8 protein-coding genes and 1 pseudogene are annotated in these 13194 nt (G+C 54.6%); 4 read left to right on the top strand and 5 right to left on the bottom strand.

Annotation, left to right across the window (positions count from 1 at the left end):
* Positions 1-5 precede the first annotated feature (5 nt).
* From ACTG34_RS05260 to ACTG34_RS05250, 3 genes and pseudogenes are all read left to right on the top strand, one after another.
* Positions 6-581 (top strand): annotated as a pseudogene (locus ACTG34_RS05260) (integrase core domain-containing protein); the annotation flags it as partial.
* A gap of 329 nt (positions 582-910) precedes the next feature.
* Positions 911-1123, top strand: coding sequence for a helix-turn-helix domain-containing protein (locus tag ACTG34_RS05255; protein ID WP_439103945.1), 213 nt, complete (start codon positions 911-913; stop codon positions 1121-1123).
* 572 nt (positions 1124-1695) lie between these two features.
* The gene (locus ACTG34_RS05250) at positions 1696-2694 is read left to right on the top strand and encodes a LytTR family DNA-binding domain-containing protein (RefSeq protein ID WP_439103944.1); all 999 of its coding nucleotides are present in this window, start codon (positions 1696-1698) and stop codon (positions 2692-2694) included.
* A gap of 296 nt (positions 2695-2990) precedes the next feature.
* Here the strand turns inward: ACTG34_RS05250 and ACTG34_RS05245 are convergent, their stop codons facing one another.
* Together ACTG34_RS05245 and ACTG34_RS05240 are read right to left on the bottom strand one after the other, a co-directional pair.
* Positions 2991-3497, bottom strand: coding sequence for a Hint domain-containing protein (locus ACTG34_RS05245; protein WP_439103943.1), 507 nt, complete (start codon positions 3495-3497; stop codon positions 2991-2993).
* 84 nt (positions 3498-3581) lie between these two features.
* A complete protein-coding gene (locus tag ACTG34_RS05240; protein WP_439103942.1) occupies positions 3582-8423 on the bottom strand; it encodes a Hint domain-containing protein in 4842 nt (1613 codons plus the stop codon).
* Positions 8424-9067: 644 nt separating this feature from the next.
* Between ACTG34_RS05240 and ACTG34_RS05235 the strand changes: the two genes are divergently transcribed.
* Positions 9068-9352, top strand: coding sequence for a transposase (locus tag ACTG34_RS05235; protein WP_439103941.1), 285 nt, complete (start codon positions 9068-9070; stop codon positions 9350-9352).
* A 147-nt stretch (positions 9353-9499) separates the two neighbouring features.
* Here ACTG34_RS05235 and ACTG34_RS05230 read toward each other — a convergent pair whose 3' ends face one another.
* The 3 genes from ACTG34_RS05230 to ACTG34_RS05220 form a co-directional block, all read right to left on the bottom strand.
* Positions 9500-10792 (bottom strand): HlyD family type I secretion periplasmic adaptor subunit, encoded by a 1293-nt coding sequence (locus tag ACTG34_RS05230; protein WP_439103940.1) that lies wholly within the window; start codon positions 10790-10792, stop codon positions 9500-9502.
* Positions 10789-13002 carry a peptidase domain-containing ABC transporter gene (locus tag ACTG34_RS05225; protein ID WP_439103939.1) on the bottom strand — a complete coding sequence of 738 codons (2214 nt, stop codon included), beginning with the start codon at positions 13000-13002 and terminating at the stop codon, positions 10789-10791. The genes ACTG34_RS05230 and ACTG34_RS05225 overlap by 4 nt, the downstream gene beginning before the upstream one ends.
* Positions 13003-13007: 5 nt before the next feature.
* Positions 13008-13194: hypothetical protein (locus tag ACTG34_RS05220; protein WP_439103938.1), on the bottom strand; the 187-nt coding region annotated here is incomplete at its 5' end.

Raw genomic sequence — 13194 nt, 5'->3', positions numbered from 1 at the left:
ACTAGATGGGTCTTCAACTGCGCAACAAGACACCTAAGCGGCGTGTGAAAGCCAAGCTGCGCGATGATCGCACAGAAGCTGTGAAGAATAACGACGTCTGGGCAATGGATTTTGTGCATGATCAACTCGCCACAGGCCGCAAATTGCGCGTCTTGACCGTCGTCGATACGTTTTCGCGCTATGTGCCAATTCTGGACGTAAGGTTCAACTATCGCGGCGAAGATGTGGTGAATTCCCTTGAAAGGGTCTGCGGCGACATTGGTTACCCCAAGACCATTCGAGTCGATAATGGGCCGGAATTTATCTCACGCGACTTGGATCTGTGGGCTTATCATCGGGGCGTGGTTTTGGATTTTAGCAGGCCCGGAAAACCGACAGACAACGCTTTTATCGAGGCATTCAACGGTAAGTTCCGCCAGGAATGTTTGAACGCTCATTGGTTCTTGAGCCTTGCAGATGCCACAGAAAAGTTGAACACTTGGCGTAGATACTACAACGAGGAACGGCCACACAGTGCGATCGAAAACAAGTCACCGATCATGCTCATAAAATCAGAAGGTGAAACCAGCCCACCGATCTGACGAAAGCCGGAAATCTCTAGATCCAGCTGGTCCAAGGTTGGGGGCAAGTGCACACAGACCCGCAAACTCTCGTTATGAATGAGGGAGCCTCGGGGGGCAGGTCACACACGGTCGCGCGGGGCCTCAGACTGGATGTAGTAAGCCTACCGCCAGTCTTCGATCTAATCCGCATTAAATACGCGTTATGACTACACAACCACGTTGCATTATTGATACAACATCCCAAATACAGACCACTCAACCACCTGAGAGCATCTCATTTTTGATGTTTGCGTGCGTTTTGTAGACGGTGATCTGCAGCGCATTTATTATAGAGGTAGATATACGCTATGAACCTGAAACACCAAGTAGGGGTAAACATCCGGAATGTAAGAAAATCCAAAAGTTTATCCCAAGCAGAACTAGCGGTGGCTGCAAAAGTAGATCGCAGCTATGTCAGCGAGATCGAACTCGCAAAAAGCTCAATAACGCTCGATATTCTGGAGCGAATAGCGAAGGCTCTCGATGTCAAGGCAGCGGAATTGTTTAACGAGATTGACTAGTTGTGCGCGAATCGAAATGTGGTCGCACAACAGCTAATGTCCACTTGCTGCGTTGCATGCACCAATACGGATGCTGAGATCGAACTATCGTCTCGGTAGGATGTCGCTGATTGCCTTGGGACTAAGCCCTTGAAGTCATGTCTTTCGGACATGGGGCGTCACACATTGGCCCCCGACTGCTTACGCCTGACAAAGGCCCACACCCTATTCTCAAGTTTGGCATGATTTACGCATTGCCTTAAATATTTATCATCAAGTGGCATGGATATATTTTGAAACACAAACTCCAAATCCCGCCCCAAAATACTGCGTAATAAGTCGCCAAATTGGCACAGTCGCACTGGCAGTACTGTGATCTAAAATCAACTTTTCCGAAATGACTCGGCAACTTTCTCGCGGACGCTGATTACACGCAGAACTACTGTTTTCAAACCTAACCCCGTCAGTTAGAGACGCTGTACCGTGCACGACCTAAGCGAGTGAAACAGTCCAGAATTTATGACATAGCCAAAAGCAGTGAAATGACGAGAATATCAACCGATAACACGAACCAAATCACCCGACCAAGGCGATTGGCAATACCGGTCGTGCTGATCAACGGCACCAAGTTCAGATGCAGCATCAATGACTTCTGGGCTGTTGTGACGGATTCATCCTCCCTGCTTTTTTTCCTGATCGCGGGGGTCGTTTTCGGTTACCTCTATCCATCAGAACACCTGCTCCATTTGGAATGGTGGCAAATCGCAGGATGCATCGTCGAGGCGGTTATAGTTCTTCTATTGGCACTTGGGTTTTACTTTGCCCTGTTCGCATTCGCGCACACCAAAATCAATTGGCTGATTGCCCCCGTGCCCGTGCTCATGTTTGTGTCTGTTGTAACAATGGAAATCATTTGTCGGCCGCTCGCCCATTGGGTTTGGGGAGCCCCTATGCTATCCAATTCTGAGATGATAAAGCTGATTTCCACCAATTACCTTGTGTTCCTCAGCTTTGAAATTCTCTACAGTATTTTTGTAATCCCTATGACCGCCCGTGGAAAACAATTGCTGGCCCGCCATTCTGATATCGTGGGCCAACCTGTCTGGGATCAGATGCATGAGCCACCCGTAACAGGCCTGAAACCCGCAAGCGTTAGACCCGCCGCGGATGATGCGACGATCCAAAACGACAGTCCATCCAAAACGCTCACCCCGATCGGGGAAACGCTGGCAACGCCCATAGAGCAGGACACGCCTGTTTTGATCCTCAACGTCGGCTCACTCAGATTGCCCGTTGAAACCCTTCTTATGATCCAAGCGGAAGAACACTACATTCGCATCACATCAAAGGACAATGTAGAGTTGGTACGCTTCCGTTTCAGTGACGCTGTGTCTCAACTGCCTGAAACAATGGGGCTTCAAGTGCACCGATCCCATTGGCTGAGCTTCGAGGCAGTTTCGAAATGGTCCAAACTGCCAGACGGCCGGCTCTTGGTAACACTTTGGGACAACAGAACTATAAAGGTTCCCAGATCGCGCAGGAAGCAATTTGAACAGGCGCTCGATGACGCGCGCTCTCGCCGCATCTCGTAACAGCACAATCCCTTGGACATGAAGTGAGTTTGCGTGTTGGAGAACCTCAAAGCCTATCGATACTTTTGCGTGACATGCCCGCGGAGGCTACACCTGTGAAGAATATCTTCTAAGGACATGGTGTGCAGCCCCAAGCGGGACACTGCCCTGCTCGCGGTCAAGTAAGGCTGATACGTGAGCTTCAAAAATGGCATGCTCCAAACCTTGCGTCTTTGACGCGAGACATTATCGGCGAGCCGGATCGGAGCAACCTCGAGGCAAGGCAAGCGATTTTTGAGACATTTGCATTTGCTTTTCTAGGTCATATTATAAGCGGATACAGCACGAGATGGAGCAGACCCACGGAACAGGTCTGGCGTCAGTGTCTCTAGATAAAGTCCTGCGACATTCAGAATTTGAACGCTACTTGTGAACAACGCGTGATAAGTGACGGACCCAGCAGTCGACGCTTTGACAACACCGTCCTCCCCAATCAGAGCAGCCGCTGGAAGGCGCCTGACCTTGCGGTAGCGTGAGCCCTTTTTGATGCATTGCTCAGATTGGATGACTTGACCAGGTGACACGGTGACATCGATACGAGGCAGGTCGCGCCCGAAGGTAGATCGCGATATACGCACCGGCGCCAAGCGATGAGCTGGATAGGAAACGTCCCAAGACCAATCAATGCGGCGCACCAGAATATCTATGATCTCGCAGTAGGTATCGGCAAAGGGATCAAAGACAAATTCGCCTATTTGAAGCGTTTCGACTGCACGAACCCGGCCCTCTTCGGTGATAAGAACCGGCGATCCTGTCGTCAACATTGCACTTAGCTCGCCAAATTCATGCCGTGCCCCCCGGCCGCCGTTCGTGATTACATACGCGGCCGGAGGGAATTCGTTAGCGCCTTAGCAAACGGTTTCGAAAATATCTTTGCGGTTCTGCACCACCCGCGCCACGAGTTTGCTCACGGAACGCCCCTTGACGATGCGTCGAGCTGAACGTGGCAGCACTTCAGAATCCACTTCGACAATGTGCGGGAAAAGTTCGGAAATTTCCTCCCTCGCCGCCGGGCTGATCGATCGAAGTGCCTCCGGACCTGTAAACAGGCTTTCGGCGGGCATACCGTTCGAGAACACGATTTGATGGTTCTCAAACAGGAAATGCCAATACGTGACCTCGGTAGCCGTTTCGTCCACCTCGACACCTGGGTGATCAAGCAATTGCTTGGCCGCCACGAGAACCTCTCGTTCCCCGAACATACGCTCGGCAACGATCGAGTTTATCAGGATCCTGTGTTGTGGCGACACCACAAGGTCATGCTCAGGCATGTTGACCCCCAAGGATCCGGCCGAAATCCGGATCGGCCTTAAGTGAGGGTTCTCGGCAAGCTCGGATTGCGTCAAATGCCGCGACCCGATCCAGCGCATCGGTTCGAAGCTCGCGTCCATCGTGAGAACGCGCGTTCCTACGCTTAATTCCTCGACAGGAATCTCGCCGTTGATCGTCTTGATAAGCGTGCCCGAGGCAAAGCAAATCACGTTCGTGGTCTCTAGGGTCAAGTTAGAGGCGTCGACCGTGGAGCCACCGTTTTGAAGTGTCAGCGTGTCGGTCGCGCTCCAGCCTGCGGCTGTATCGTTAAGCACCCCGTCGTCGCCCAGATCTGCCCGCAACCATTCCAACGGATTGGAAATGACCGCCGGATCAATATCGCCCTGCGCCACCGCTTCATCGTAACTGGCTTGATTGTAGAAGTCCGAAAGGTCGATGAAGTCGTTATTGCCGTCATCTCCATCATCCGGATCGCCCAAATCATCGCCGAAATCGGTAATAGTGTCATGGCCGGCACTTGTAACGAATGTATCGTTGCCCGGCCCACCGGTCAGAACATCCTGACCTGCACCGCCATCGAGAACGTCATTGCCCTGCCCACCGAAGATTGAATCGTCACCGCCACCGCCAAGGATCGTATCGTCGCCGTCCCCGGCCAGAACGGTGTCATTGCCATCACCCGCATCGATGCTGTCATCGTTGGAGCCCGGAACGCCGACGCCGTTGGTGGCGTCATTAGCGTCAACCATATCTCCGCCCGGGTCGCCGGTATAATCTATGTCGATCAGATCATCGCCAGAGGTGCCTTCGACGATACCATCCGGCGCGGTCGGGATGCCGAGTGCGACCAGCGCGTCGTCCTGCGTCGATGGATCAAGGAAAGGGGTCGGATCGACACCGACCAGGGTTACACTTTCACCATTTGGGAAGGTCAGGATCGGATCACCTGTGCCATCGCCATTGGTATCTGTCACGACCACATCGGCTGTATTGACCGGGTTGCCGTCTGCATCGGTCAGCCCCGATACGTCGAGCGTGTCAACCGGCGTGAATGTGCCATCACCATTGTCGACCGGCGCGTCTAGCCCGGTGATCGTGTCACTGCCATCACCATCGGCGAGCACAATGACGTCGGAGTCGCCGTCATCGCCAAGGACGATCACATCATCGCCTGCGCCCCCGTCAATCGTATCCGCACCCTCGCCTGCGGTCAGCGTATCATCCCCAGCACCGCCAAGGATGCTGTCATCACCTGCGCCAGTATCGACGTTGACCCCAGACACAGCGCCCGACGCGTCAACTAAGTCGTCAAAATCAGTCGCGACCAGGTTCTCGATCTCTTCGAAGCGAAGAGTGCCGACACCGTCCTCGACCGTACCCGCTTCATCGCCAGTATATACAACATCGACGGCTTCACTCAGCAGGCTCAGATCAAGCGTATCGCCTGTGCTTTCATCGGTTTCACCACCGATGATGACAGAGTCCTGAATGAACGTGATGGGATCAAGGCCAAGCGTAGACAACGGAATCGTAACATTGCTTACCAACACCGATGTACCGTCGCCGTCCAGAGAATTGGCGTCGTTGCCCATCCAACCAATCGAGAACGTGTTGGGGCCTGTCGCTGCCACATCGATGGAATCCCATTGAGCGCCGGATCCGCTATCCATCAATGTGCCGGTTGTCGAGGTGATCATAACCTCATCGCCTAGCGCGGTGCCGTTTTGATCAAACGCGCGATAGTAGATTGCGTTGTCAGTGGTGCCAGCACCGTCGTGCCAGACGGCGACAAAGTTGCCATTGGCCAGCTCTACGAACTGTGGCGGCCCCGACCAGGTGTGCCCAGGCTCCTGATTGATCTGTGTGTCGGCAAGCACGACATGTCCAGGTTGCCCGGCCGGAATAGACGGATCAATGATAGTCATCACCGGATCGTCGTTGCCCGTTGCGTCTGACGTGCTGCGCACCCACCCGATAGCGACATTGCCGTTCGGAAGAACCAGAGCATCTACAATCGGAACATTATAACCGATATAGCCGTCGATCGCTGTCGTACCGATATCAAACTGGTCACCGCTCGGCGTACCGTCTTCATCGTAAATACGCCCCAGCACACTGCGCGCTGAGCTGCTATCGACCTCGGCATAATCATACCAGACTGTCATAAAGCCGCCGTCATCCAACGGCACGATCCGCGGCGCGCTCTCATAGGCGCCATCATTATCGGCGGTGCGTACAGGTTCGTCTTCCAGCACAGCGAACCCCGGATCCGAAGGATCAAGGCTTGGGTCGATGATGTTGATCACCGGTTGGTGCGCCGTATTGTCAACACCGGTCGTCGAATCGGCGTCCTCTTTTGCGATACCAACAACGACATTGCCGCCAGCAAGCTGCTCTACATAAATGTTCCGCTCACTGTCGCCCCACATGGTGCCATCCACACCAAGAGATCCGATCGCGAAATCATCGGTTGCGGGAGTGCCGTCTGCCTCGAAGATACGACCCGTCAACTCCTGGTTGGAACCGCCAGTGTCTTTCGTGTAAACGGCCAGAAGGCGCCCGTCATCCAGTGCTGTGAGAATAGGCGCAGACTCGAAGGTCGTGGTATCGCTAGACTGGATGATGACATCCTGCGCGACAACAAAACCCGCATCGCCTGGCAGCAAATCACCATCAAGGATGGTCATAACCGGCTCATGCGGCGCAGAAGCGGTCGTGTAGTTGGCCGCGTAACCGACGGCGACGTTGCCATCCGCCAACAGCTCTACCGTAAGGCCGTCCGTAACTTCAAATGCGCCGCCGCTGCCATCATAGGGCATGGTGCCGATCTGGAACTGGTCCGATATGGCGTTCCCCGCGGGGTCAAATATGCGGCCCTCGACTGTGTTCTCTGCCGTGTCACCGAATGCATTGTTGCCCCAGACATAAAGCAGATTGCCGTTGTCGAGTTGCGTAATGATAGGCGCGGTTTGATGACCTTCACCATCAGTCGAGATGACTGAGGGTTCTGAAACACCGGCGTTTACGGTCTCGACACCCACACCGAACCCATCTTGCACAAAGAACAGGTCATCGCCGGCTTCGCCTAAAATCGTATCTGCGCCCAGCCCCCCAAAGACAGTGTCATCGCCCGCTCCGGCGTGAATGACATCGTTAAACCCATCGGAGCCGTCAATTTCGTCGCCCTGCGCATCAGTATAGCCAGGCGTCAAAACATCCGCCCCTTCGGTGCCATTCACGACACCGTCTCTCACAACGCCAAGCGAGGCAAGGCTGGCGCCATCCCCAATGGATTCCGAGTCATACATTAGGTTGTCGTGACCGATACCATCGTCCCGCAGGCTTGTCAGACTGATGGACGTGATCTCTAGGCCGGCAAGAACCGAGGGAGAGACGTCATTCGCGTCTGGAACAGTGCCATCGGCGCTTGTTATTTCACGCGTTGGGACAGCAAAAACGTCGCCGTTCTCAAGCTGGTAGACGTTGAGCGCAACGTCGGAAAGCACCTGCTCATTCCCGTTCGCGTCCAGATAGGTGACATCACCGTAGAACAGCTGCTGCGAGTCGATTTCGCTAAAGCTTGACCCATTTTGGCCGCCGGTTGGCGTGTTGCCGAAACCTTCGTCATAAAGCCCGTCAGGATTGCTTGAACTTGCGCCGTAGTCATTGGTTGCCAGCAAGCCATCGTTCACGGATGGGTCGTGGTGCGTCCAAAGCGTATGGAGCGAGAATTCGCCTTCTGCGGGATTAGAAGCAACCCCATTATAGTCCCCAAGAAGGTTTGCGGCCCCTTCCATCGTGCCGTCGCCTTGGGTCGTATCCAGAATAGACTGATTGCCAAGATAAAAGGTCTGCACTTCATCTTGGACAGATTCCCAGTCGTAAATGAGGTTGTCGTTGCCGATTGCATCGGTCCGGACCGTCGTCAGCTCAACTTCGAGAATGTCGCGACCGCTCAGCTTGCTCGCCGACTCCTGCCCTGCGTCACCCACACCTGAGGCAAGGCTCGCAATCTCGCCAGTCGGCACCATGTAGGTGTCACCATTCTCAAGTTGGTACACGTTGAATGGCACGTCGGACATTGTCTTAATCGTTCCGTCAATGTCACGATATGTGACATCAGCGAAAAATAACTGCTGGGAGTCCAGCTCCGAAAAGCCGCCAGAGACGGTATTCGTGAATCCTTCATCGTAAAGACCGTCTGGCGCTGTCGTAGATGCGCCGTAGTCATTAGTTGCAAGAAGCCCATCGACAACCTGCGGGTCATGATGAACATGCAGATTGTGATACACTGCATCTGTACCAACCATGTAACTGCGGAGCAGGGTTGCCGACTGCTCCATAACACCGTTGCCTTGGTCGGTATCAAGGATCGGCAGTGTACCGATGAAGAAAACGTTTGTTGTAGATGCGGTCATTTCGATGACTCCGTGTTAAAAAATGCGGAGAAATGGCTTGCTGCCGCACTCATGCAGGCTGTGGGCCTGTCGTTGTGCTCAACTCGTTTCGAAACCACGACACTAGGTTTGCGTTGGACTAAGATGTGCGCTTCACTTGTAATACTCATACACCCGAACTCCTCGTTGGCCCTGTAGAAGGCAAAAAAGCAACTGCGCCCACCACGTCTTATTGCTGCAGTTCCCAACCATACAGTTCGGTTCAGATGAAAAAATTACCAAAACGTGAGCTTCACGAATGACTGGGGGGATTTGTCATCAACAACAGGTTTCACATCACGAACATTCAATAATTACAGTTGATGGAATGTAAAACGCAGTTCATGACACACCAGAAGGTATACAATGTTGCTTCGAGTTGCCGAAAAATGCATTTTTGGAAACAGTGCAAAATATGCATTTGACGCGAGTACAAGAATCAACTGACGCTTGGCCCCCAACAATGGGTCATCCGGCTTAACAGGAGCACCGCAGAAAAGCCGTCTCCGATCGGCACAGTATGCATGTCTTTTGTTGCAACGTCTCAGACCTACGCCCTTGGTTGCTGGTTTTGAGAGAAGCACTTTAGGGCCTCCTCTCTAAAACCTGCCACGCGGCGCACGCGGATGGGGGCGAGGCAATGCTATTCAATAGCTATGGTGCGGCCCGCAGGCGTAGCCGAGGACACGGTGCTGTCTAATAGAATAGGATTGTACGAGGAGGCAGGCTGCGCCTTCACCCTGACGCGGCACAGTGGCGCTCTGTTCACCCGAACCCCCTCAGAGCATTCTAGCGGCGGCAGTATCAGACGAGGCGGAATAACCAAAACTGGCAACAAAGAGGCCCGCGGCATGATCAAGGCCTTCGACGAAGCACGTTCATGCGCTTTTGATCCGCGCGTACAAGACTGATAAACCGTCGCCATCCGATTGACAAAGGTGCGGATGACGAATGCCTTGTACGGGTCCAGACATGCGTACAAACTCTCAGCTATTGGTCTCGAGCCGATGGCTCACATCCGAATAGTTTTGGAGTGAAGTATCGGAAATCTAGCCACTTTACTCACGCAGCGCACGGTCGCGCACGCGCAGGACGGGGTTCCAAAAATACTCAAGGATAGAGCGCTGCCCTCGTATGATATCGACCTGCGCGACCATGCCGGGTAGGATTTCGACGACATCCCCGTCTAGCAGTGTCAACTCGGACGCAATCGACACATCGACCGAAAACGCCCGCGCATCGATCTCTTCGGAAAAACTGGAGTCGGCCGAGACGCGGATCACTTTTCCATCAAGGCTGCCATACTTTGCCGCGTTATACGCCGTTAGCGTAATACGTGCGTCCTGACCCGGCTCGACGTTTGCGATATCCTCAGGTAAAATCAATACCTTAACCCGAACATCTCCGCCTGTTGGAACGATCTCCGCGATGGTATCCCCTTGCTTGACGAAGGCACCGATGCTGTCGAAAAACACCTGATTAACGGTCCCTGAAATCGGTGCGCGCACATCGGTTTCACTGACGCGTTTTTGTAAGGCGGGCAAGCGTTCGGACAGTTCATTGATCTGCTGCAATGTCTCGGCGCGTTGGGTGTAAACCTCGTTAAAATAGCCCGCATCAACCGCAGCAATTTGTGCGGCAATCTCTTGCACGGAGTAGCGTAAGGCCGCCTCACGTTCGCGCAAGACATTCGCTTGCGTGGCCAGGTTGGCGCTATCGCGCTCCAATCTGTAGCGTTCGGTTTGCGCCACGGCCCCCGCCGCAACCAGTGGCAAGACCTCCTCGCGCTCTTCGGCCAAAACGGCCGCCGTTGCCATGTTGCCAAACGTCTCGGCCCGCACACCGTCCAATTCGCGTTCGGTTTGCGCCTGCGATTGGATCAAGGCCAAACGGCGTGCATCACGGTCGGCACGGCGCGCGCGTGACAACTCCTCCTCGGCGGCCACAAGCGCGCGCATGACCTCGTCCTCAGACCCGTCCAAAAACACCTCGCCCGACCATGTTTGATCGTCAAGTTCCGCCTCCAACCGCGCCAAGACGATCGACAACGAACTTAAACGTTGCGACGCCTCTGCCAGCGCTGCCTTTGCCTCGACGGGATTCACTTCGGCGATCACATCCCCTTTGGTGATGGCCTCGCCCGCTGTTGCGTGAAATGCGTTGATAGCGCCGGACACGGAGACCTGCACCATTTGATTAGAGGCCAGTGTGACGACCCGCCCCTGACCGCGTGTCACGAGATCCAGCTTGGTCGCATTGGCCCAGACCAAAAACACACCCAATAGCACGACAGACAGCAAAATGATGTCTTTGTACTTTTCTTCCTTTGCGCGCCTCTTGCCAAATATCATTGCGTATTTCCCGCTTTTTGGGACGGACGCTTGAGCGGGCCAAGTTTACGCGTGATTGTACGCGGCGCGCGTGGTTTTTCGGTCGGGTTCGCATCGGCCTTTGCCGTCTTTTTTCGGTACTCGGCCACGCTCATATCCTCGACAATGCGCCCTTGGTCCATGATCAAGACACGGTCGCACAGGCCAATGAGTGCGGCCTTGTGCGTCACAATCATCATCGTTCGATTGGCCTTTTTGGTGCGTAAATAGGTGACGATGCGCGCCTCCAATTGCGCGTCCATCGCTGACGTTGGCTCGTCCATCAACAACACGGGCGGATCAAACGCCAAGGCACGCGCCACACTAATCGCCTGCTTTTGCCCGCCAGACAGATTTGCGCCCTGTTCGGCCACTTGATAATCAAGGGGAAAAGAGCCCATGCCGACCGCCGCCAACGCCTGTGTTACCACAGCCTCATCCAGACGTTCATGCGCCATAGACACGTTGTCAAACAGGCTACCTGCAAACAGCCAAGGCATCTGAAACACCGTCCCGATTTGGTGGGGAATGCGTGCACGCGGAATAGCCGCGACCGCTTGTCCGCCGACAAACACCGCGCCCGTCTCCGGCTCGCACAGCCCGTTGAGCAGGCGCAAAAACGTTGTCTTACCCGAGCCGGTGCGGCCCAAAATGGCGACCTTTTCACCCGCATTGATTGTCACCGACAGACCAGAAAACAGCGCCGGCATTTCGGGCTGGGGCCGGTAGGTCACGTTGGAAACGTCGATCACAGCGCGGGTATTGGTCGCGGTCGTGGCCTGTGCCACTTCGCCCATGCGCTGCGTACTCAAAAACTCATGCAAATTGCGATACGCGACACGTACACTGCTAATACGTCCCATGGCTTGGCCAACGCGCGACAACGGTCCCATGGCGCGCCCCGACAAGATCACCGACCCCATGATGGCGCCCATCGTGATCTGTTGCGACACAAACAAATGAAACCCGATAACAATGACCGCAACCTGTACAGATTGCTGGACCACCGAAATCATTGCCCCAACCACGGACGACAAATCACGCGCCCGCGTTGTGGCCACACGTTGTTGACCCGCTTGAGACAAAAACCGGCGTTTGAGCAACGAATACGCCCCACTCACGCGCAATGGTTCAAGGCCCGACAAGACTTCCACCAGCAGGCTTTGGCGTGTTTGTGCCACCCGTGATGCATCCTTGCTTGACCGCGTCACGATGGGTTGGGCCAGCATGACGCCGCCAATAACCACAGGCACAGCCACAAGCGGGACAATCGCCACGGCCCCCGCGATATGCCAAATGACGTAGACAAATACGAACACGAACGGCAGATCGACAAAGGCCAGAACAGCCGCCGAGGTCATAAAATCGCGGTAGTGTTCGTAGTCGCGCACGACAGAGGCCAGTTGCCCGATTTTGCGGTCCGAGTTGCGCGACGATGCGGAGACGAATTGATCGAAAATGTCTTCGGTCACGCGCCGATCTGCGCGCTCTGTTGCCGCCTCGACGATGGCAGATCGCGCATTGCGCAACACCGTATCAAACAGCACCGCGATGGCCACACCGATGGCCAAAGCGTAGAGACTTTCAAGCGCCTTATTTGGCAAAACCCGATCATAGACCACCATCACAAAGAGCGATGTGGCGATCCCCAAAACGTTGGACAAAAATGCCGCGACCAAAATCCACGCGACCCGCTGTCCACCGAGCGTCTTGATCGGATTGATCGCGCTCAAACGCCCTTGAACACCACGATCATCGGCATCCTCAGGATAAAACCAAAGCGCGCGCGCCACACCATTCAATGTCTTGAGTGCGACCGTCTCTTGGCCCACGTGACCCTCGTTGTCTGCTCGTGAAATCACCGCCGTCTCATCGGTCAATTCGTGCAAGACAACCGCGTTTCCTGTGTCATCCACAATGAACGCAGGCACACAATGACGCGGCAAATCCGCGATTGGTATGTTATGTGTCTGCGCCTGAAATCCGATCTTGGAGAGCGCATCTTGGGCGCGCTCGAACGTCTCGTCGGCGGGCGATGCCGCGAGGGCCTCACCAATGACGTCTTGGGCGATGGGCGCACCCAAATCGGCCAGAAGGCGCGACAAAAGCATCGCATGTGTGGCAATCTCCCCCACGGGCTTTGTGTCTTTTTCGGGAGGCGTCACGGCCTTGGCTTTTCGGTCAAAGATCATTGATCTCACTCCACATTCCAAAGGGCGTCACACATCGCAACAACGTCACAAACGCCGCCCTTAGACTGTAACAAGTTGAGCGTGGCCATCTGGCGTTGAGTGTCGATGCCAATGAGAGCAATTGCGGTTTCGGCCTGCGCAATCACTTCGCGCGCTATGGTGCCGACATCCGCACGTCCGATCCGCAACAGC

The organism is Celeribacter marinus (assembly GCF_965656515.1).
GTDB lineage: Bacteria > Pseudomonadota > Alphaproteobacteria > Rhodobacterales > Rhodobacteraceae > Celeribacter > Celeribacter marinus_D.
This window is presented reverse-complemented; position numbering and strand designations above follow the sequence as displayed.

Excerpts from the sequence above, each read along its gene's own strand:
- ACTG34_RS05255 (WP_439103945.1), top strand. The coding sequence starts at position 911 with ATGAACCTGAAACACCAAGTAGGGGTAAACATCCGGAATGTAAGAAAA.
- ACTG34_RS05245 (WP_439103943.1), bottom strand. The coding sequence starts at position 3,497 with ATGTTGACGACAGGATCGCCGGTTCTTATCACCGAAGAGGGCCGGGTT.
- ACTG34_RS05240 (WP_439103942.1), bottom strand. The coding sequence starts at position 8,423 with ATGACCGCATCTACAACAAACGTTTTCTTCATCGGTACACTGCCGATC.
- ACTG34_RS05235 (WP_439103941.1), top strand. The coding sequence starts at position 9,068 with ATGGGGGCGAGGCAATGCTATTCAATAGCTATGGTGCGGCCCGCAGGC.
- ACTG34_RS05230 (WP_439103940.1), bottom strand. The coding sequence starts at position 10,792 with ATGATATTTGGCAAGAGGCGCGCAAAGGAAGAAAAGTACAAAGACATC.
- ACTG34_RS05225 (WP_439103939.1), bottom strand. The coding sequence starts at position 13,002 with ATGATCTTTGACCGAAAAGCCAAGGCCGTGACGCCTCCCGAAAAAGAC.